The organism is Shewanella sp. 1180_01 (genome assembly GCF_052850535.1).
In genome coordinates this window covers 1-22,085 of record NZ_VXCT01000042.1, presented here as the reverse complement: position 1 = coordinate 22,085, position 22,085 = coordinate 1, and the positions used below count along the sequence as shown (strand labels likewise).

18 protein-coding genes and 2 tRNA genes are annotated in these 22,085 nt (G+C 45.7%); 9 read left to right on the top strand and 11 right to left on the bottom strand.

The features are described 5' to 3' along the window. The first annotated feature begins 141 nt into the window (after window positions 1-141). Together FW758_RS17965 and FW758_RS17960 are read left to right on the top strand one after the other, a co-directional pair. Window positions 142-624 (top strand): DoxX family protein, encoded by a 483-nt coding sequence (locus tag FW758_RS17965; RefSeq protein ID WP_011847229.1) that lies wholly within the window; start codon window positions 142-144, stop codon window positions 622-624. Window positions 625-685: 61 nt separating this feature from the next. Next, window positions 686-1,501, top strand: coding sequence for a DODA-type extradiol aromatic ring-opening family dioxygenase (locus FW758_RS17960; protein WP_446446106.1), 816 nt, complete (start codon window positions 686-688; stop codon window positions 1,499-1,501). A gap of 168 nt (window positions 1,502-1,669) precedes the next feature. On the opposite strand, the gene FW758_RS17955 is transcribed toward FW758_RS17960, so the two are convergent. Beyond that, window positions 1,670-2,545 carry a 1,4-dihydroxy-2-naphthoate polyprenyltransferase gene (locus FW758_RS17955; protein WP_006082311.1) on the bottom strand — a complete coding sequence of 292 codons (876 nt, stop codon included), beginning with the start codon at window positions 2,543-2,545 and terminating at the stop codon, window positions 1,670-1,672. A 366-nt stretch (window positions 2,546-2,911) separates the two neighbouring features. Between FW758_RS17955 and FW758_RS17950 the strand changes: the two genes are divergently transcribed. The 4 genes from FW758_RS17950 to FW758_RS17935 all read left to right on the top strand — a co-directional run bounded on the left by FW758_RS17950 (window position 2,912) and on the right by FW758_RS17935 (window position 9,843). Beyond that, window positions 2,912-3,850 carry an SDR family NAD(P)-dependent oxidoreductase gene (locus FW758_RS17950; RefSeq protein ID WP_446446105.1) on the top strand — a complete coding sequence of 313 codons (939 nt, stop codon included), beginning with the start codon at window positions 2,912-2,914 and terminating at the stop codon, window positions 3,848-3,850. A gap of 91 nt (window positions 3,851-3,941) precedes the next feature. Then, window positions 3,942-4,808 carry an acyl-CoA thioesterase II gene (tesB, locus tag FW758_RS17945; protein WP_446446104.1) on the top strand — a complete coding sequence of 289 codons (867 nt, stop codon included), beginning with the start codon at window positions 3,942-3,944 and terminating at the stop codon, window positions 4,806-4,808. 1 nt (window position 4,809) lies between these two features. Further along, the gene (locus FW758_RS17940) at window positions 4,810-5,211 is read left to right on the top strand and encodes a YbaY family lipoprotein (RefSeq protein ID WP_259481056.1); all 402 of its coding nucleotides are present in this window, start codon (window positions 4,810-4,812) and stop codon (window positions 5,209-5,211) included. Between the two features lie 735 nt (window positions 5,212-5,946). Beyond that, complete coding sequence (locus FW758_RS17935; protein ID WP_446446103.1) at window positions 5,947-9,843, top strand: S8 family serine peptidase; 3,897 nt, start codon at window positions 5,947-5,949, stop codon at window positions 9,841-9,843. A gap of 97 nt (window positions 9,844-9,940) precedes the next feature. Here FW758_RS17935 and FW758_RS17930 read toward each other — a convergent pair whose 3' ends face one another. Continuing rightward, a complete protein-coding gene (locus tag FW758_RS17930; RefSeq protein WP_226060278.1) occupies window positions 9,941-10,822 on the bottom strand; it encodes a LysR family transcriptional regulator in 882 nt (293 codons plus the stop codon). Window positions 10,823-10,974: 152 nt separating this feature from the next. Here FW758_RS17930 and FW758_RS17925 point away from each other — a divergent pair, with 152 nt between their 5' ends. Next, complete coding sequence (locus FW758_RS17925; protein WP_413484469.1) at window positions 10,975-12,222, top strand: MFS transporter; 1,248 nt, start codon at window positions 10,975-10,977, stop codon at window positions 12,220-12,222. 279 nt (window positions 12,223-12,501) lie between these two features. Here FW758_RS17925 and FW758_RS17920 read toward each other — a convergent pair whose 3' ends face one another. Then, on the bottom strand, window positions 12,502-13,440 hold the full coding sequence (locus FW758_RS17920; RefSeq protein WP_446446102.1) for a LysR substrate-binding domain-containing protein: 939 nt from the start codon (window positions 13,438-13,440) through the stop codon (window positions 12,502-12,504). A 96-nt stretch (window positions 13,441-13,536) separates the two neighbouring features. Between FW758_RS17920 and FW758_RS17915 the strand changes: the two genes are divergently transcribed. Together FW758_RS17915 and FW758_RS17910 are read left to right on the top strand one after the other, a co-directional pair. Further along, window positions 13,537-13,971 carry a DMT family transporter gene (locus FW758_RS17915; RefSeq protein ID WP_446446101.1) on the top strand — a complete coding sequence of 145 codons (435 nt, stop codon included), beginning with the start codon at window positions 13,537-13,539 and terminating at the stop codon, window positions 13,969-13,971. 9 nt (window positions 13,972-13,980) lie between these two features. Then, the gene (locus tag FW758_RS17910) at window positions 13,981-14,430 is read left to right on the top strand and encodes a DMT family transporter (protein WP_106650981.1); all 450 of its coding nucleotides are present in this window, start codon (window positions 13,981-13,983) and stop codon (window positions 14,428-14,430) included. Between the two features lie 81 nt (window positions 14,431-14,511). Here the strand turns inward: FW758_RS17910 and FW758_RS17905 are convergent, their stop codons facing one another. From FW758_RS17905 to FW758_RS17870, 8 genes are all read right to left on the bottom strand, one after another. Continuing rightward, complete coding sequence (locus tag FW758_RS17905; protein WP_012197362.1) at window positions 14,512-15,891, bottom strand: sigma-54-dependent transcriptional regulator; 1,380 nt, start codon at window positions 15,889-15,891, stop codon at window positions 14,512-14,514. A 4-nt stretch (window positions 15,892-15,895) separates the two neighbouring features. Further along, a complete protein-coding gene (locus FW758_RS17900; RefSeq protein ID WP_106650980.1) occupies window positions 15,896-17,692 on the bottom strand; it encodes a sensor histidine kinase in 1,797 nt (598 codons plus the stop codon). A 129-nt stretch (window positions 17,693-17,821) separates the two neighbouring features. Next, entirely contained in the window at window positions 17,822-19,219 is a 1,398-nt protein-coding gene (locus tag FW758_RS17895) for a TRAP transporter large permease (RefSeq protein WP_006082297.1), read from the bottom strand. Further along, a complete protein-coding gene (locus tag FW758_RS17890) occupies window positions 19,219-19,875 on the bottom strand; it encodes a TRAP transporter small permease (RefSeq protein ID WP_220776914.1) in 657 nt (218 codons plus the stop codon). Before FW758_RS17890 ends, FW758_RS17895 begins: the two co-directional genes overlap by 1 nt. A 59-nt stretch (window positions 19,876-19,934) precedes the next feature. Then, window positions 19,935-20,954 carry a TRAP transporter substrate-binding protein gene (locus FW758_RS17885; RefSeq protein ID WP_446446100.1) on the bottom strand — a complete coding sequence of 340 codons (1,020 nt, stop codon included), beginning with the start codon at window positions 20,952-20,954 and terminating at the stop codon, window positions 19,935-19,937. Window positions 20,955-21,419: 465 nt separating this feature from the next. Next, entirely contained in the window at window positions 21,420-21,650 is a 231-nt protein-coding gene (locus FW758_RS17880; protein WP_006082294.1) for a hypothetical protein, read from the bottom strand. A 170-nt stretch (window positions 21,651-21,820) separates the two neighbouring features. Beyond that, a tRNA-Val gene (locus FW758_RS17875) sits at window positions 21,821-21,896 on the bottom strand. A gap of 28 nt (window positions 21,897-21,924) precedes the next feature. Next, window positions 21,925-22,000: transfer RNA gene (locus FW758_RS17870), tRNA-Val, on the bottom strand. Between the last annotated feature and the right edge of the window lie 85 nt (window positions 22,001-22,085).

Here is a 22,085-nt window from a genome sequence, read left to right as displayed (position 1 = left end):
AATTATTAGTTTATGAGATATTAGATTTTATTCCATATTTATTTATCTTTTATCGGCTCATAATCTACTCCATTCTCGCTCGTGGTCTGCGCATTTATGCCCAAGACTGATGGCAATATTAAGATCAATGGGGTGTGTGCGATGCGATTTTCAAACTTATGTGGTGCTAAGGGCTCAAGTATCAATGGCTTAGTTGCTGAGGCCGATACGCAGAAGCTATTCCTTTGTGCCAATACACTCAATCGCGCCGCCGCAACCGTTACACTGGCGATGAGCATAGTGTTTTTTATCTCGGGATTTGCCAAGTTATTTGGCGTGCCTATGTTCCATGTTCCGTTTACTTTGATGAATCTTCCCACAGGGTTTGGCTATTTTATTGGTTTGATGGAAGTGATTGGCGCCCTTGGATTGTGTCTACGTGACTACCGAGTACTATCGGCGAGCGGTTTGCTGGCGATTATGATGGGGGCGATTTATTTCCACTTTAACTATGAAGCGGCGATTAATGCACTGCCTGCATTGAGTTTATCGGCTGGACTCTTTCTAGTTATCAAACTGGATGAAATTATTGAGCGTTTAGTGCAATTTCAGCGGCAGTTGGCGCTAAGTCGCTCCGCATTTTAAGTGATAAAAATAGAGTCTGAAGTCAGTCGTACCGATATAAGTTAATCAACAAGAGAAAGCCATGATGCAAGTTAAAGCGAGTCGTATGCCTGTGCTATTTGTGCCCCACGGTGGTGGCCCAATGCCTTTGCTAAATGATGCCAATCATAAAGAGTTGCGTACTTTTTTAACCTCAGTGACCGCGCCCATTGAAACCCCTAAGGCGATTGTGCTGATCACCGCCCATTGGGAAGAATCTGTGGTGACCTTGTCGAGTAGCCCTAAGCCCGGTATTTTATATGACTACTATGGTTTTCCACCCGAAGCGTATCAGCTGACGTATCCTGCATCGGGTCAGCCAGAATTAGCGGTGCAGATTGCGAATATGCTTGCGGATAAAGGTATCGCCGCCCGCTTAGATCGCGAACGCGCATTTGATCACGGTACCTTTGTACCACTTAAGTTGATGTATCCCGAGGCGAATATTCCCGTAGTACAAATGTCGTTAGTCCACAGTCTCGATCCTGAAACCCATATAGCTATTGGCGAAGCTTTAGCGCCGCTACGGGATCAGGGGGTATTGATTGTGGGCTCTGGCATGTCGTTTCACAATATGCGGGCGTTTTTCTCAAGCGATCCAACGGTCCAAAGTCGCAGCGCAGAGTTTGACTATTGGCTGACGCAAACATTAACCGCAAGCGTGAACACTGCCGAGGCCAAAACAGCATTGACTCACTGGCAAGCCGCTCCTGAGGCGCGGTTTAGTCATCCGCGGGAAGAACATTTATTGCCTCTGCATGTGTGTTTCGGCGCTGGTCACAGTGATTCATCCCAAGCGCTACGTAACTTTAACGGCATTTTGCTAAATACTCTGATCTCAGGCTATATCTGGCAATAGTCTGGCAATAATCTGATGCTGGATTTGTGTCATTGAACATGGCAGTAAACCTAAGATTAAGCATATTCAGCCAATAAAAAAGGTTCGTATCCTCGACAGATACGAACCTTTTTTGTATTCAGTATTAAGCTTTTAGCGGCTTATAGCATTAGCCTAGCGGCTTTACTCTTATGCGGTAAACACTAAACCCACGCTAAACAAAGTACTGAAAATCATGGTTAACTTAGCCGTGCGGCCGAGTAACGGATTTAACGCTTCACCAGACACCGCATAGAAATCGCTGCTGAGTTTACGGGCGATAAGCAGTGACAACCCCGCGAGCAATACTGGTAACCCAGGTAAAATACCCAGTAGAAAGCCTGCAATCACTAAGCCGAAGGGCAGGTAAATCAGCGCTTGATATAACACTTTTGATTGTGCTTCGCCGATACGTACTGCCAGAGTGTGTTTGCCAGCTTGGGTGTCGGTACGAATATCGCGGGTGTTATTCACCAGCATGATAGCCGCATTGAACAGCCCAATGGCGCAGCCTAATAACCAAGCATTGATTGTTGTATCGCCCGCCTGCAGATAATAACTCCCCACGACGGCGACTAATCCGAAAAAGATAAAGGCCGCGACTTCGCCCAGCCCATGGGACGCGAGGGGATAGGGGCCACCACTGTAACCGAGTGCACCTAAAATGGCGGCCGCGGCGAGAATCGCGATAGGCCAGCCTCCGTGCCAAATTAAATAGGAACCCACAGCAAGTGCCATTAATAGGCAAAATATCATGGCATTGCGGACGCTCGTTGGTGGAATTAAACCACTTTGTGTCACGCGAACGGGTCCTAAGCGTTCGGCCGTGTCTATGCCGTTTTTAAAGTCAAAATAGTCGTTAGCGAGATTGACGGCAATTTGTAATAGCACAGCGCACAGCATAGAAGTGGCAGCGATTAACCAGCTGTAACTCTCAAGATGCAGGGCGAGAATATTGCCTATCAATAGGGGACCTATGGCCGCGGGTAGCGTACGGGGTCTTATAGCTAAAATCCAAGGATTCATGGCGTCCAGTCGTTATTGGTAAATGGGAATGGTATCGAACAAGGGCTCAATTAGCGCATAGCATAACAAGATTTAACACGAAAGTGAGCACTATCTAATAAACGCATTTAACAGAGTTTGAATTGGCGCACATATGTTCACTGATGTAGGCAAAGATTTGTCGTCAAGCTCAAAGAAAATCAAAAAAGTCTGTGTTTCTATAGCGGATGTTGTTGGAGACACTGCGCCGCCCAAGACATAGGCGTAACGCTAAATCCTATGTTCAACTGGAGATACCACAGGTGCTAGTCGCCTTATGCGGGTTGTTTTTGAGCATTCATTGGCGGCGTTTTGCCGCTACTGTCATGCCGATAAGGATATATTTGGATGCGTTTCGATAATCAGGTGGCGTTAGTCACTGGGGCGGGAGCAGGGCTAGGTCGAGCCTATGCCATCATGTTGGCTGAGCGGGGCGCGAAGGTGGTGCTCGTTGATCAGCCGTTATCGTCATCCGAGTCTATTTCTACCTATGGTGCTCAAACAATTCCGGCCAACTTAGCATTGATGCAAACCTACTGCAGCATTATTAAACTCGGCGGTGACTGTCTCTACTTTGTGCTTGATGTTAGCCAGCGGGGTGAAGTAAACCGCATGGTCGAAGAGGTGATCCTACGTTGGCATCGCATTGATATCTTGATTAATAACGCGGGGGTCTACGGTGCTTGTCCGTTCGAGCACATTAAGCTTGAGCAGTGGCAACGGCAATTGGATGTCGATCTCAATGGCAGTTTTTATCTGACGCAAGCCGTTTGGCCCTATATGCAACAACAGGATTATGGTCGGATCATGATGACGACGGGGGCTTCGGCCTTGTTTGGTGATTTGCATCAAGTCGGTTTCAGCGCGAGTAAGATGGCGCTGGTGGGCATGGTAAATTGCTTATCGATAGAAGGAGAAATTCATAATATTCGCGTCAATAGTTTATGCCCGCAGGCCGTCACAGCGATGACAGCCAAACATTTAGCAAGTGCGATTCAGCCGTTATTTTCCTTTGAGTCATTAACCGCCACAACGGCTTTTTTGGTGAGTGAACAGGCGCCCAATGGTCAACACTTGCTCGCAGGTGCGGGCAGCGTCAGCCATGGCATGTTTGTAGAGTTTCAGCCGATGTATTTTAATGAGGGACTTTTTACGCCTGATAATCTCGCGCAGCAGTGGCCCCAGCTATACCAATCCTTTCCTGTTACTTTGCACTCCAGTGGTGAGGATAAAGTCTTGTCTTGGTCTCAGTTAAGCGCGCTAGAACACCATATTAAAATTGATTGATTTGATTGTGAATAATCGATAGAAGACTGGTCAGCTTAAGGCGAACTGAGTTACCCTTTAGCATTAATGGCTAATTATGCAGTAGGATCCCATGAGTCAGGTATTAGACGATCTTTTATCATTACTTTCCCTTGAGAAAATTGAAATCGGCCTCTTTCGTGGTCAGAGCCAAGATCTGGGATTTGGGCATGTGTTTGGTGGTCAAGTGATGGGGCAAGCGCTGAGCGCCGCTAAACAAACCGTCCCCGCTGAGCGTAAGGTCCACTCATTACACTCTTACTTTTTACGTGCAGGTGACGAGAAGTTACCGATTGTGTATGAAGTTGAAAACATGCGTGATGGCGGCAGTTTTAGTGCCCGCCGCGTGAGTGCAATTCAAAAAGGTCGACCGATTTTCCATATGACCTGTTCCTTCCAAGAACCTGAAGAAGGATTTAGTCATCAAGCGATGATGCCGCAAGTACCTGGACCTGAAGGTTTATTGAATCAGCAGGAACTAGCGCTGACTATGCGGGATAAAGTGCCACCGAGCATACTCGAAAAGTTTATGGCCGATGCGCCCATTGAGATGCGACTGGTTAATCCATTACATCCCTTTGCGCCCAAAGAAACTGAGCCCTACCGTCATGTGTGGATGAGGGCCAATGGTCCCATGCCAAATGACGCCCATATTCATGAATATTTACTCGCCTATGCCTCGGACTTTAACTTTCTGGTGACAGCGGCTCAGCCCCACGGCGTGTCGTTCTTAAGTCCTGGAGTGCGCATGGCTACCATAGATCATGCGATGTGGTTCCACCGCCCGATTAATATGGGAGAGTGGTTGCTTTATAGCATTGATAGCCCCAATGCCAGCGGTGGCAGAGGTTATGTCAGAGGGCAGTTTTTCAATCAACAAGGTGAATTAGTGGCTTCTTCTACCCAAGAAGGCCTGATCCGCATGGTAAAAGGACGTTAATATGTATCTGAAAATAAAGTCGTTTGTATTGTTCTCGCTCATGGCAATTTTGCTCAATGGCTGCGTGACGGTGAAACCTGAACCCCCGATTATTATCAATGGCGCAGCGGGTTATTTAGAGAAAATTCCCTTGCCTCAAGGTTGCCAAATCACTATTGCAATCATTGATTTGAATACCCCGGGTGTTATCGTCGCACAGAAAACCTTTAATATCGCCAGAGCGCCAGTGCCGTTTAAATTTACGCTGCCTGCAAAATCGATCGATAAGAGTATCCAATATGGCGTAGTGGCGATGATCAAGTTCCAAGACCAAGTGATCTTTCAAACCTATGACAGGTTCCCTGTCGTCAATAATGATAAGTTCACGACAGAAGTGTTAATGAAGGCGGTCATGGCGAATTAATCACTCCTAATTATTGCCTGCGCATTATTTTTGTATTACTGAAGATGTAGCCCTTTCAATTTATATTGCAAGGGCTTTTTTTGGTTAATATTCGGGTATTCATGCTGTAAATGTAAAATCAAATATGATTTTGCTTTACACAGAGCTAAGAATATTAATGCATAAGTTAGTCTCTATTTATAAGGGGTGCCATTTTGTAAAAAGATATTTTCACCGGTGCTGTTAATGGTTGGTCTTGATATTGTTATTGATTTGATTTAAATTTGTTTACTTTTATTTGTTGAGATGTTTGATTTGTAACGGGAGGTTTTTGCGAATAATAATATTTTTACGGTCACTCGTTCTGTTTTTTGGTGCGCTTTCTTGGTGCTCCAAGATTTAAGTGTTCAAGTTAATATGATGATTTTAAATAACTATTTATATTTAGCATTTTTGTTTATGAGCTTTAATTTACCGGCTATTTAACCTGTGAAACAATCTATTTCTCTTTTTTAAAATAAATAGAAGCTGATATACGATTTACCGAATGACATTCTGTTAACTTGGTGTTTCAATTTGTATCTGCGTGTGTTACAAATTGTCGCGATAAAACTCAGTGATCATCATCACAGTAAATTGAATGGTTATTCATAAAAAATGTCAGTTACAGGTGACGTTCTTGGTTGTTGCAATATTTTCAAGCCACCAACCTGAGTTTTATAAATCATACAACTTATAAGAATTAGGGAAGTCACAATGAAAACTAAAATAGCACTAGCAGTGTCTATGGCGCTGTTATCGTCGGCGGCAAATGCGCAAACCGTTTTATCACCTACGGGTGAAACCTTGCAGTTAGATATTCCAAGTGAACTACAAGCCACATCATTACGCGGTAATGCTGCCGGGGCTGAAGTTAAGTTTGTACCAGAAGCGGATTTAGGCGAGGGTGAATTTACTTATATCGTTCGTTTACGTGACAGTTCAGTCGCCAATTATCAAGGAACGACTCCTGGCTTTAAAGCGACGAGCTCACAGAGAGTGCAGGCAAGTGGCACTTCAAAAGTCGCGGTGAATGGTAAACTCGATGCTTCAAGACCTGAAGTTAAAAGTTATGTTAGCTATTTGAAAGTCAAACAAAACCGATTTTTAGCTAACGCGAGTGCGGCTATTGGTACCAATCTGCAGCCATTAACGACCTATCAGTATGCGTTAAACGGTATGGCAGTTCGCATGACTCAAGCTCAAGCGAAGAAAATGGCTGAGTTACCTGAGGTTGCGTTTGTTGAGCGCGAGCGCATGGAACAAATGGAAACCGACGTCAGCCAAGCGCTTATCGGTTCTCCAAATGTATGGGATGGTAGTGCAACGGGCACGAAAGCCATGGGTGAAGGTGTGATTGTCGGTATCATCGACTCAGGCATTAACTCTGACCATGCTTCATTTGCGGATGTTGGTCAAGATGGTTATGACCACACAAACCCATTAGGTCAAGGCATCTATATTGGTGACTGTAAAACTGATTTCGCCAGCATGTGTAACGATAAACTGATCGGTGTCCGTAGCTATCCAGAAATCACCAATAACTTTGATGACGTAAAAGTGTATGGTGACACCCCTCCGGCAAAAAATGGTGAGGATTACGGCGGACACGGTTCGCATGTCGCCAGTACAGCAGCGGGTAACATTTTAGTGAATGTCCCTTATGTGCAAGGTGAAACCGGTAAGTTAGAAGGTGATGGTATTGCGACGGGTCTTGAATTTGCGCAAATCTCAGGTGTTGCACCACATGCAAACATCATTGCTTATCAAATCTGTAATCCGGGTAATGCGGGCGACACTTATTCTGGCTGCCCGACTGCACCTATCTTGAAAGCGTTAGACGATGCAATCAAAGATGGCGTCGATGTGATTAACTTTTCAATCAGCGGTGGTGGAAATCCGTGGAATAGTGCAACAGAACAAGGTTTCTTAGCTGCGCGTAATGCGGGTATTTTTGCTGCAGTAGCTGCGGGTAACACACGTGCCGCGACAAACACTAGCCCTGCTATTAATCAAACACCTTACTCAACGCCTAAAAATGCGCCTTGGTATACGTCGGTTGCTAACTCGACCCACAATCGCGACATAGTACGCGCCGTTGAATTTAATGGTAAAAACTACCACTACACTGCTGGCTCTGGCCCTGTTCAAACTGAAGTGCTCAAAGGTGTGCCTGTTTATGCAGGCACAATTGATGCGGCCAATTTTGAAGCCTGTAAACCATTCGCTGCTGATGCTTTTAAAGATAAGATCGCTGTTTTAAGACGCGGTGGTTGTTCATTCGATATTAAAGTGGCAGCGGCGATGAAAGCTGGCGCTAAGGGTGTGATTGTTTTCAATAGAGATGGTGAAAATAATGCGCGCCTGATCATGTCTGGGTTAGATAAATTGGATATTCCAGCGGTATTTATTGGCGATATCGATGGCTTAGAACTGATTGCTGCTATGGCAGCAAATCCAGCGCTTGAAATCACGCTGTCTCCAACCCCTAAAGTCATCAGTAAAGAAGCGGATGTTTTAGCTGCCAGCTCATTGATTGGACCTAACCTGACTAACGATGTACTCGTGCCTTATGTTGCTGCACCGGGTAGTGACATTTACGCTGCTTATGCAGATCAACAATTCGGCCATGATAAGACGGGAACTGATCCTGCTGATTTCACGTTGATGTCAGGTACTTCGATGGCGAGTCCTCACGTTGCCGGTGCTGGCGCGTTACTTAAATCACTGCATAAAGATTGGACCCCAGATAACATTCGTTCTGCGCTAATGATGACAGCAACGACAGCCCAAGCGATGAAAAAGGCTGATGGCAAAACTGTTGCAGATCCGTTTGACGTAGGCGCAGGCCGTATTCGTGTGGATTTAGCGGCTAAATCTGGCTTAGTGATGGATGAAAGTGCCTTAAACTACGAGATTGCTAACCCTACAACAGGTGGCGATCCACGTAAGTTAAACATTCCAAGCATGGCTGATTCACGTTGTATCGATACTTGTACTTGGACACGTACTGTCACTGCAACGGCTGACGGTAGCTGGACTGCAAAAGGTGTTTCCGCAACCGATAAGTTCGCGTTAACTGTGACGCCAGAAAGCTTCAACCTGAAAAAAGGTGAGAGTCAAACTATCACTGTGACTGCGGATGTGACTAACGTCGGTGCAAGTTGGGGCTTTGGTAACTTAGTATTAGCTTCGGAAGCCTTCCCAACGGCTAACATGCCGATCGTGGCTAAAATTGCTAAACGCGACTTACCTGCGGTTGTTAATGTTTCAGCCTCACGTGATGCCGATGAGCGCAATTTGGCTCACTTGAAAGCGATTGATCTACCGGGTGTTGCGGCGACAGTGACTGAACTTAAGTTAAGCGCTACTTATGAATCAAGTGTGAAACAAGATTCAAATACCGATAGTGCATTTGATGATTTAGCCGATGGCGTAAAAGTATTTAGCTTTAACGTTGAAGACAAAGCGTTATATTTCAATGCATCAATCGGTAATACCACCTCTCCTGACTTAGACATGTTTGTGATACTCGATAAGAAAGATGGTAGTAAGCTTTCTATCGCGGCATCTTCTGCGTTTGGTGGTTCAAAAGAAAGTGTGTCTATTAAGGACCCAGTGAAAGGTGAGTATATTGTCGTGATACAAAACTATCAGGCATCTGCAGCCGATGCGGATGATGCTTTTAGTTTGAAACAAGTGACCTTATACGATGAAGCGGGTGATAACTTAACGGCAAATCTTACCGGTGATCATAAAGATTTCAACGTCAACTTAGCTTGGAAACAAGCGATGTTAGTGGGCGATGCTGGCTTGGCAATGCTGACTCTGACCACTACTGATGACAAAGTCGCACCGGTTAAAATTCCGGTTATATTTGAGCGCGTCAGTGATGATGTTTTACCCCCTCTAGGTAGCACTGTTTCTGGCGAGTTAACGCCAGGCGCTGTTAAAGTGATGAAGACCCGTGTCGAAGCGAACAAAACGCAAGAAACCCGCGTTTACACCTTAGAAGCGTTATTACCAGAAGGTCATGAAGTGGCTAATATCAGCCATCAAGGTTCGCAAGTGGGCAATAAGATCACTTGGACTATCGAGATGGCCTCTGGTGCCGCGGCGCAAGATGTGACGTTTGACTTAGTGCCACGTAAGGCAAGCCAAGACAACCTTGTGACTTTGACCAACAAAGTGAACAACGAGTCGGCTGAAATCTTGAAGCAAGAATATCAATTTGATGTGCCAGAAGTGGCGCCAGTGGCAGTGATTGAAGCACCGGTATCTGTTCAAGAAGGTAAACCACTGTTTATCGATGCGAGCAAGTCATCCGATGCCAACAATGACCCATTGACCTACAAATGGACTCAGTTAGGCGGCGCGAGCTTCAACTTTGACGCTAATGCAGCCAAGCTTAATCTCGTGGCGCCAGAAGTGAGTGGTACAGCTCAAACAGTGTCATTCCAACTTACTGTAGCGGACAACCATGGCAACAAAGATTCAAGTGTCGTGTCTGTGTCTGTGACTGAAACACCAGCTAAGAAAGATGATGGTGGTTCATTAGGTTGGTTAAGCTTGTTATTGCTACCATTTGCCTTTGGTCGTCGTAAACAAGGCTAATCGCTCAGGGTTAAATCGAGAGGTTTAACAGTAATTTAATAGTAAAAAGAGAAGGGCTGATATTGATATCAGCCCTTTTTGTTTTAATCGATTGAGGTTAGCGATTACTCATCAAAAAATCGACAAAGGCACGGTCTGCTTGACTGACGGGGCGTTGTTTTTTCCATGCGATATGCAGGTTCAAAAATACTGGTGGATCGAAGGGTTTAGCTAGAATGTCATCTTTTGAGCTGATTGCCATTTCGAGCACGCTGGTGATCCCAAATCCTTGGGAAACAATCTGTTTGATAAGGTTAATCAAATTAGTCTCGAAGGCGACATTGGGCTTTTTCCCCAGATCCTTGGCTTGCGATAAGATCCACTCGCGGTGGAAATAACCTGTCTTGAACATCACTAATTCATGGTCGAAAAAGTCATTGAGACTGACGGCGCTATGTTCCGCTAAAGGATGTTCGGCTCCCATAGCGATCACCATTTGCTCACGGATCAACAGCTGACTATCAAATTCGGGTTGCAGGTCTTGGGCGGTAATGATCGCAATATCCACTTCTTCCTGTTGCAACATACGTAGTGCGTCCCGCGTCCCGCCTTCAAACAGTGATAGTTTTAACTCGGGGTATTTATGCCGAAAAGCCATTAAGCGCGAGGGCAGGTAGAAAGAACCCAGCATGCCCGGCACGGCAATACGGACTTCCCCCGAGGTGAGATTGGCCATGGCACGGATTTGCGCTTCGGCCTGCTTCATCTGTTTCAGGATCAAAGTGGCATGTTGATGCAGGACTAAACCTTCGGCCGTGAGTGCGAGCAGCTTGTCATTCTTGTTGCTCGTACGATTGACTAAAGTCACGCCGAGTGCGACTTCTAAGCGCTTGATACTTTGGCTTAACGCCGGTTGGGCCATATTCAGTTTCTTGGCTGCGGCGGTAAAGCTGCCAGTACTGGCAAGGGCATCTAAATGTTTGAGTTGGCGGATATCCATCAATCGGGCCCATACTGTTGAATAGTGGCAAGGTCGGTGCGTTGTGGCTATAACAAAAATCAATGATAGCGATAGATATTATCTATTATTGTTATGTTATGCCCAGTGATAACCTTTGTCTATCCTATGAGTGATGCTTTGTCGAGGCTCCTGTGCAAGCCGTGTTAGATACTATGATTGATCATAAACAGCGTGATACCCGACTGATGTGGGCGCTATGTGTTGCCTCTGTGGTGGTGTATATCAACTTGTATCTGATGCAAGGCATGCTGCCGCTAATTGCGGAGCATTTTGCGGTATCAGGGTCTAAAGCGACGTTAATCCTGTCGGTAACCAGTTTTTCCTTGGCCTTTTCATTGCTCTTGTATGCGGTACTGTCAGATCGTATCGGTCGACACACGCCGATCATTGTCAGCCTGTGGTTGTTGGCGTTATCTAACTTATTGTTGATTTGGGCTTCGGATTTTAACGGGTTAGTGCTAGTGCGATTGCTGCAAGGTGCATTACTCGCTGCCGTGCCAGCAATTGCGATGGCGTACTTTAAGGAGCAGTTGTCACCGAGCACTATGCTCAAAGCCGCGGGCATTTACATTATGGCGAATAGCATTGGTGGCATTGTTGGCCGTTTACTCGGCGGCGTTATGTCGCAGTTTTTATCTTGGCAAGAATCCATGTGGCTGCTGTTTTTAGTCACCTTAGCGGGCGTGGCTTTAGTGAACTATTTGCTGCCTTCACTTGCCGATGCGCAAGCCATGTCAAAGAGTAAAACTGAGCCCTCTTTATCAAAACGCGCCCGTTTAGCCCAAGATCTTCATGGCTTTAGCCATCATCTCACCGATGCACAAATGCGCTTGGTCTACGCGATTGGCGGCTTAACCTTTATGATGATGGTGAATCAATTTAGTTTTATTCAGCTGCACTTGATGGCGGCGCCCTATGAATGGAGCCGCTTTCAAGCAACCTTGATTTTCCTGTGTTATTCCAGCGGCACTATTGCGTCGTATTTCACCGCGAAATGGCTCGCCAAATTTGGCCAACATAAGTTATATCAGTGGTCTTGGTGCGTGATGTTGCTCGGAAGCTTACTGACCCTGTTTGATACCACTTTAACCATTAGCTTAGGTTTTTTGATGACGGCTTGTGGTTTCTTCCTCACCCACAGTTGCTGTAATTCTTTTGTCGCGATGCGCGCCAGTCGCGATCGGGCTAAGGCGACGTCACTCTATTTATGTTGTTATTACTTAGGTGCTGCGATTGGCGGCCCTTATTTAATGATGTTCTGGCATGAGGCGCAGTGGCGCGGTGTGGTGATGGGGTCGTTAACCTTACTGGCTTTGATTGCCTTGGCCATCACACGTTTGCATTATCATCAAACCAATGACGTTCGTGCGCTTGCATAGGCTTTGACAGGGCTATTGTTGTTAAAGCAAGAAACGTAAACGAAGTCGCTAAGCTATTATATCAATTGATTAAATCAAATGAATAAAGGCCAACATCAACCGTTGGCCTTTATTTTTGGTGTGGGTCGTTTAATAAGTTGACTCAAACCTGCAAACCTTACTGGTTATGCTAAATTTGGGGCATGAGTTTCATGCCTTGAGTCTTGTGGTTAATATTTAAACTCATCCCATACCGTGCCCGATTTAATGCATTTGTTGCGGCTTAAGTACAGCGATTCACTAACCTTGATATTTCCAGTAGGGCGGATTGCTATACACCTCAAGAAAGTAGTCAATTACGGCGCGGACATTCAATGAGGGAGTACGGGAGTTTGGATAAATGGCAGTAATGTAATGCTGATCAATTTTTATCGCTGATTCGCAGTCCGTGAGCAATGAAATAAGTTGTCCATTTTTAAGAGAGTCACCGATTAACCAGTCAGGAAAGAGGACGATTCCCATATCATTTAATGCAGCTATGAGTAATGTTTCCGCATTATTTGAGGTGAGGATTGGGGTGATAGGCTGATGCAGCCATGTCGTCTTGTTCTTGTTAAAAAACCAGCGATTTTGACCCGAAGATCCGCTATAGACTAAGCATTGATGGTTTTTGAGATCGGCGGGTTCAGTGGGCATGCCATGCAGTGCTATATACGCTTTGGACGCCGCAAGATGATAGGTTTGGCTTCCCAGTATTCTTGAGTGGAGTGATGAATCAACCAAAGTGCCAATACGAAAGATAATATCTGCGGCACTAACATGCGGGTCGATATAATCGTCAGTTTGTGTGAGCTCCACTTGTACCTGCGGATATCGCCTTAAAAACCCCGCTAACCAAGGCGCAATATGTCGCTGCCCGAAAAAAACCGGGGCATTAATTCTGATCAATCCCTTAGGTGCTATCGTCCTATCTAATAATTCATTGCGGACTTCATTCAGTTGATCTGCCATGGAACGCGCATATTCAATGAAAATCCTGCCCGATTCCGTGGGTATGATTGCTCTGGTATTTCGATAAAACAGCTGCTGTCCAAGAGAATCTTCTAGTTGGCTGATGACTCTGGAAATCATCGAGGGAGAGACGCCTTCCTTTCGAGCCACAACAGAATAGCTTTTGCTGTCATAAACGCCGATAAAAAACTTTAACGCTCGCATGTTGATTGAGTTTATATCATTCATTTTTGCAAATTCTGCATAGGTGTTTCCTGCATTGTCTCATTTATTGGTTTTATCGACTAGGGTACTCTTGCTGCCCTTAATCACAGGAGCTTATGTATGCAGTTTTTAATTATTTTTTTTGTTGTGCTAGGAGGAGCGGGATTATCCGTTGAAGCGGGCCTCCTAGGACCTTTAGGTGCTGAAGTAGGGGAGTTATGGGCAACCTTTAGCATTTTCGGTGTCGGCGCAGCACTCACCTTTATCTTGATGCTGTTTTTCAGCCCTCGAAATAGTCCATCATTTTTCGCGCAACCCTCTTGGACATTAACGGGCGGCGTGCTTGGCCCTATTTACGTGGTGATACTCACGATCGCAACACCAGCAATTGGTATTGCTATGACAATGATCGGTATTTTAGCAGGCCAAGTTGCGAAGAGTTTGCTGATTGATCATTACGGTTTATTTGGTACAGCGCATAGACGAATTGATACTAAACGTATTGTTGCACTGCTATTTATCGTCGCAGCATTAGTGCTGATGGCGCAAAGTTAAGGGCGAGTTATGACATTGATTATGATTATGTTGGCTGTGATTGGCGGTGCTACCTTGAGCATGCAAGCAGCAATAAATGGACAGCTGGGGAGTAAAGTGGGGGTGTTTCGCAGTGCATTTTTAACTTTTTCGACTGGAGCCTTGATCACTGGATTGTTAATTTTTTATTTTGAACCACCTCAAGCAGTGACACTGTTGGATGTGCCTAAATGGCAGTTATTAGGTGCAATGTGTGGCGTGCCTTATATCGTCATCATGGTGCTAGCCGTTCAGCGGATAGGTACGGCCGTCGCAACCGTTGCTGTTATTTTTGGACAGCTACTAATGAGTATGTTGATTGATAATTTTGGCTGGTTTGGCAATGAAACGATTCACTTTTCTACAAGTCGAATCGCCGCCGTGATCTGTTTGGGAATTGCACTTTATTTTATACATTCAAGTAATAAAACATCGGCGTAATAAATGATTCTGGCCAGTTTTATTTTGTAGTAGCGAACCCAGCTCAAGTTGGGTTCTCTACTATCTTGTCATTGGAATGAACTAATCCTCTGAATTAATGTACTGTTTGCGGTCTAAATCGTATTTACGCATTTTGTCGTAAAGGGTTTTACGGGGCAGTTCCAACTGCTCCATTGTTTGCTTAATGCTGCCCTTGTTGTGGCTGAGCGCTTCTTCAATCAATACCCTTTCAAAAAACTCTACCCTTTGTAACAAGGACATACTCGAGTGCAGGCTTGGGGTATTGCCCAAAGTGCCAGCAAAGGCGGCTTCTCCGCCGAGCAGTACAAAGCGTTCGGCAAGATTACGTAACTCACGCACATTGCCCGGCCAGTCGTGTGAGGTGAGTATGGCGTTTTGCTCGGCATTTAAGGCGATGAGTGCTTTGTGATAGCGTGCCGATGCGACGCGGGCAAAGTGCAGGAACAGCAAAGGAATGTCTTCACGGCGATCCCGCAGGGGAGGGATAGGCACAGTCACCAGATTTAAGCGATACAACAAGTCTTGGCGAAATTCCCCCGTGTCACATAGGCTTTTTAAATCCACCTTAGTGGCGGCAATCACCCGTATATCAAGGCTGATGCTTTTGTTTGACCCTAAGCGTTCAACTTTTCGATCTTCAAGCACTCGCAGCAGTTTTACTTGCAGCGACAGTGGCGTACTTTCAATCTCATCTAAGAATAACGTACCGCCGTTGGCGTATTCAAATTTGCCAATACGCATCTTATCGACGCCGGTAAAGGCACCCGCTTCGGCGCCAAAGAGTTCACTTTCAATCAGATTCTCGGGAATCGCCCCACAGTTGATGGCGACAAAGTTGGCTTGGCTGCGGCTGCTATGATCGTGTAAATAACGGGCGACGAGTTCTTTACCTGTGCCTGTTTCACCCTCGATTAACACATCAGCTGGGGTATCTATCACTTGATCTATGATGTGGCGCATGCGGTTGATGCCGACACTGTTACCCAAAATGCGAGGGCCTGGTACGCTCTGACTTTCGAGATCCTTTTTAAGCTTACGGTTCTCTAAGGTCAGGCTGCGTTTATCTAAGGCGCGCTTGACCACATCGAGTATATGCTCGTTATTAAAGGGCTTTTCGAGAAAGTCGTAGGCGCCTTGCTTCAGGGCATTAACTGCCATGGCGATATCCCCAAAACCTGTCAATAGCACAACGGGGAGGTCGGGGTCCTGCAGCCGGATTTGTTGCATTAAGCTGATGCCATCTAATTGCGGCATGTTGACATCCGATATCACCATTCCCGCCCAATCTTTATGCAGGTGCTTAGCGATCCCTTTAGGCTCTGTGGTGGCGAGTGCCTTAATGCCCTCAAGTTCAAATAGCTGAACGAGAACTGTGCCTATGTGCGGCTCATCGTCGATGATGAGAACAGAATAATCTTGGATGGAATTGGGCACACTCATAAGACTAACGTTCCTCAAGCAAATAAATAGGTAAAATAATCTGGAAAATGGCGCCACCCTCTTCGGCATTGGCAACGTTAATTTGGCCTTGCATGGATTCGATAATACGCTGTGAAATCGATAAGCCCAGGCCTAATCCGTGTCGCTCGTTAGTGGTAAAATAAGGTTCGAATATTTTTTCCATTTGGCTTTCGCGCACACCTGGGCCTGAATCTTGGATGCTGATGCAGAACTTATCTTCACTGGTCACGCGGATGACCAAGCTGCGTTTAACCGATTGTTGCATAGCGACAATGGCGTTGCTCATGATATTGACAAACACTTGCTGTAATCGGACTTTATCGCCCCAAACCTGATAGTTGCCATTGGGTAACTGCACATCGAGTTCAACGCCTTGCTTGTCTATTGCGGGCTGAACTATGGTCAACGCTTGTTTGATACAGCGGCCAATATCGGTGGCGCTATCCGTGCCTTGGCTCTTGCGAGTAAAACTTTTAAATTGGCCGACAATATCGGCCAATCTATCGGTTAGTTCAATAATAATCTTGATATTATCCAGTGCCTTATCTTGCATATTACGGGCTAGAAAGGTTTGAGTATTTTGGGCGTAGCTGCGCAGTGCCGCAAGCGGCTGATTAAGCTCATGGTTAATGCTGGCGGATAAACTGCCGATCACTGTGAGTTTTGCAGCTTGGATGAGTTCATCCTGAGTGTCTTTCAGCTGATGGTTCGCCTGCTGCAAGTCCTGAGTCCGTTCTTCGACTCGCTGTTCTAACAGGCTTTGTGCCAGCTGCATGCGCTGTAGGTTGCGGCGACGCTCGGCGCTAAATAAGATGCTGAGTGCCAGCAACAGATAAATACTGGCTGACAGTAACATTAGTGCAGGTAAAGACGACATCAAGGGTTTGATGGGCGCTAAGATGTGCACCCGCCAGCCAGCTTTGGCCATTAACTGATGATTATCCATGTATTGCTCATGATCTCTGCCCGTTTGCAATTGGTAGATCATGGCTTGGCTGCCACTCTCATAGGGTGGTTTCATCAACAGTTCACCTATGGGGCGTTCCGCGTAACGCTTTGATGCATTAAGCGCATATTGTTTGGCTTGGGTAAGTGGAGTGAGTGACTTTAACCGCCACTCATCGACGCTAGAGATAAAAACAATGTCTTCAGGGTCGCTGATAAGGAATTGGTATTGACCCGCAATGGCAATGCTCGTGCTTTGCTGCTCGATACCGCTAATGTCCACTTTGACTATGATAGCGCCGAGTATGCCTTTACCGCCTTGCTGATAAATAGGGTAAGAAAAGTAAAACCCACGCTTATCTGAGCTGGTACCCACGGCATAATAACGGCCTAAATTGCCCGAAATAGCATCGGTGTAATAGGGTCTAAAGGAATAATCCTTGCCAATAAAGGAGAAACTCTGTTGCCAGTTACTGGCGGCAATCGCGATCCCTAAGGCATCAATCAGATAAATATCGGACGCCTCAGTGACATGCTGTATTTCTTCGAGATATAAATTAAGTTCTTGGATCTTATCGGGGTTTTGTTGGTCGTTGAGTACATTGGCGAGCATAGGGTTCGTCGAGAGCACGTGGGGAATGCTTTCGTAGCGCGATAATGCACCATCGAGAAAGCTGACTAATTCTTTTAGTTGTTTCTCCGATTGCGCTTGGATCTCTATTTTACCTTGATGCAAATGCACCCAATAGGTCAGTTTGAGCGTTGCAAATAGGCCTGCAAGTAACACTACAGTGAGAAAGAGGCGTTTCTTGGCCTTAGGCGTCATGGGCAACATGGTGGCTATCCTGATAAAGCGACGGTATCAATCACTGAGACTGTGCATCATAAAACAAAGCGAGCCTGACTAGGCTCGCTTAAAAACTAACTATAATCAAGGGGTAATCTCACAACCTTGCATTGCAGATTAATAACCACGCATCGAATCCAACCATTCTGGTAAGAAGAGCGAAATCTGTGGCACGTAAGTGATCAAGGTTAAGAAGGCTAACATCAGCAGTAACCAAGGCAGAACCGATTGAATGACCCAACCAATACTCTTACCCGTGATCCCCGCGGTAACAAAGAGGTTGAGCCCCACCGGCGGCGTGAGCATACCTATCTCCATGTTTACCACCATGATGATACCTAAGTGAATAGGATCTATTCCTAAGTGAGTCGCGATAGGGAAGAGGATCGGCGCCATAATCAGTACAATCGCCGATGGCTCCATAAAGTTACCGGCAGCAAGCAGCAGTAAGTTAACGATGATCAGGAAGCCCCAAGCGGGTAAACCCATGTTAACGATATGCTCAGCGATAATATGCGGGATACGCTCAGTGGTTAATACATGCGCGAACAACATAGCGTTAGCTATGATAAACAGCAGCATGATACTGACCTTAGCACCATCACGCACTACGTTACGTATGTCTTTGTCGATAGGCGTTTTAATTAGCCCTAGGAACATGTGACCTAAGTTACGTGCAGCGGCTTTAGGTAAGCTTTCACCTTGATTGCGCCAAGCCACCTCTTTTAATGGCCCAATATCACGGTAACCAAATACCGCAATAAAGTACGCATACATACAAGCCACAGCTGAAGCTTCAGTCGGGCTAGCAACGCCGCCATAGATAGAGCCGAGTACGATAAGGATGAGTGCTAATCCACCCAAAGCTTTAGCGCTTGAAATCCCCAGTTGTTTAAAGCCTGGAAAAGGACGCGAAGGCAGGTTCTTAAAGCGGGCGACTATGTAGATAACGATCATCAGGATGAATCCCATCATTAAGCCTGGAATTAAACCTGCCATAAACATTCTGGCTGCGGACACTTCGGTCGCTGCCGCATACACCAACATCACAATGGACGGTGGGATCAAAATACCAAGTGTGCCTGAGGTGGTGATAACCCCCGCCGCAAACTTCTCGGGATAACCCGCTTTAACCATGCCCACAATCACGATTGAACCAATCGCCGCTACGGTTGCGGGTGATGAGCCTGAAACCGCCGCAAACAGCATACAGGCCATAACAGATGCCATCGCTAATCCACCACGGACATGTCCAATACTGTCCATGGCAAAATCGATAATCCGTCTCGCGACGCCACCGGTTGAGAGGAAGGCGGATGACAGAATAAAGAAGGGGATAGCGAGTAGGGTGTAATGCTCCGATGAAGACTCATACAGTTTGAGTGCCACTGAGGCTAAGGAGTCATTCGAGAAAAACAAAATGGTGAGCATGCTGGAAAAACCTAACGCGATAGCGATAGGCATACCGAGAAACATACACACTAATAGGGCGGTAAATAGGGTTGCAATCGCCATTATTTAGTCTCCTTTTCGTCAGAGACGGGTTCTTCATTGGCGTTTTTAACGCTTTCATCGATTAAATGCATACTTTCTTTCGCTTCATCAGCAAATTGGAAGCCAGTGACTTGGTCACGTAGGATGGCAATAAAGAGTTCGGCGAATCGCCAAGTCAACATCGAAAAACCAATGATCAAGATGCTCTGGGATAACCAAATCGGTACCGCGCCATCTTCAACATCAATCCGTAAGGTGTTCCAAGCAAAGTCTGGGTCGAGGCTTTTTAACAAAAATTGGGGGAAATTAATATCCTCCATAGGCACACCAATTTGATACATCTGGCTTAAGTAATCCCAACTGCCTTTTAAAAAGAGTCCGCAATAGACAATACAGACAAAGGCGGTAACGAGGGACGTTATCTTTTTGGCCCGAGGCGCTAAGTTTTTAACGAAGGCATCGACACCAATGTGCGCGCCAACTTTTACCCCATAAGACATACCAAACAACACAAACCAACCGCAAAAGGTCAGTGTGAGTTCTTGGATCCACAGAAAACCCGTATTGAAGAAGAATCGTGCGACGACTTCTGAAAACACTAACAACGTCATCAGAGTGATCAATAAATTGAGCACACCTTCTTCAAAATAACCAAATATTCGCGATATCACAGCCATAATCCCCTCGCTGAAATGGCCGCTTAACCTCGGCTGAGATTAAGCGGCTATCATCATTATTATTTATTTGCAGCTACAGCAGTATCAATCACATCTTTACCGATTTGCTCTTCAAACTTAGCCCAAACTGGTTTCATCACATCGACCCATTTTTGACGTTCAGCAGGCGTTAAAGTCACTAACTGTGAACGTTTAGAATCTAGGATTAACTGTTTGTCTTGGTTATCTTTCTCAGCGGCAATTTTGTTACCTAATGCGATAGATTCATCTAAAGCTTCTTTGATGATCTTACGTTTGTCAGCGGGTAAGCCTTTCCAGAAAGTGTCAGAGGTCACGACCATATAGTCGAGCACACCGTGGTTACTTTCAGTGATTTGGCTTTGCACTTCATAGAACTTTTGTGAGTAAGTATTTGACCATGTGTTTTCTTGACCATCGATAGCGCGGGTTTGCAGCAGGGTAAATACTTCAGAGAAAGGTTTTTTCACTGGAATAGCGCCGACAGCATCAAACTGAGCCGCCAAAACATCAGACGCCATTACGCGGAACTTCAAGCCCTTTGCATCAGCAGGATTTTTAAGTGGCGTGTTAGCCGAGAACTGTTTCAGACCATTGTGTAAATAGCCTAGACCGACAATCCCTTTACGGGTCATAGAGTTCAGCAGTGTTTGACCTGCTTCACCTTGTTGGAAACGGTTTACCGCATCCATATCATTGAAGAGGAAAGGTAAATCGAATACTTGTAGGCGTTTAGTGTAACGTTCAAATTTTGAGAGTGACGGCGCAACAAATTGCACGTCGTTTAACAGTAGTGCCGCTAACTCGTTGTTATCCCCAAATAACTGTGAGTTAGGAAATACACTGACCTTGTATTCACCCGGTAAACGTTGTTCAACGAGTTCTTTAAACTTAAGTGCCATTTGGCCTTTGGGCGTATTTTCTGCCACAACGTGCGAAAACTTAATTTCAATAGGTTCTGCAAATACGTTAAAGCTGGTTGCGAACACGGAGGCAACGGCGAGCATTTTGACTAAGGTTTTGAGTGGACGGGTCAATCCAGTTTGTTGATTCAATGTCATCTTGAGTTCCTTTTTCTGTTGTTAGGATTTGTCCTCAGTCTTGGTTAGTTTGTTACCAAGTTTGAGTAGGAATACAGCCTTGATTTCCCTGAGGTCTGTCTTACTAAAGGCAAATACCACGCCAACTTACACTGACTTCTGTAAGTGTTTGGTTACTAAAGTGTAGTTCATTTGATGTTTGTCACACTTTTAGTTTTGTGGGTGAGATCTCGCTCACAGTGATTTTGTATTTGGGTGGAAACCCACCCATGGCGCGGATCTGCCTCAAATAGATAACCCTTAGCGGTGCAGGTTTATTAAACAAACTTAGTTATTTTGAGATCAAAAAATGCCGCAAAAGTATGCGCTACGCTGAAAATGCGTGATGGGTTATTTCGGGATATGAATTTAGGCTGATTGTATGGTCAATTGTGGTCAAGTCGATGGTGTTTGTCGTCAATCAAGACAAAGGGACAGTTGGTGCAGTTAATCATCATCTAAAAGGATACGTTTTAGGATCGCATCGCTAGGCAACAACTCTAAGTGGCCTTGTTCGTCAAAGTACCAACCGGTAATAAAGCCCTTTTGGCGCATACTGACGAGATTATGCATGACTTCCCGTGCTTCCTTGAGCGCCGTTTGCTCATCGCAAGCGTGGGTATGCTTTAAATATGCGGCAATATTGGCAAGAGAAGCGGATTGACTGACGCTGGCCATAATGTTGATCTCCAAACAATGCTAAAAGCAGAATGAAATCAGGCTGAGTGTCGATAGAGCTTGGTATTTTACGGATTATAAAAGGCGAAATAGTAAAATTTAGCACTCGCTGATTGAGATCAAGCATAGTTGAGTCAGCGTGTTGGTAAAGTTTATTGGGGGGATAAATATGGTGGTCGCTACTGGGCTCGAACCAGTGACCCCCTCCTTGTAAGGGAGGTGCTCTCCCAGCTGAGCTAAGCGACCTGGGATGTAACTTGTGTATTGCAGAATATGGTGGTCGCTACTGGGCTCGAACCAGTGACCCCCTCCTTGTAAGGGAGGTGCTCTCCCAGCTGAGCTAAGCGACCTGGGATATAACTTATGTATTACAGAATATGGTGGTCGCTACTGGGCTCGAACCAGTGACCCCCTCCTTGTAAGGGAGGTGCTCTC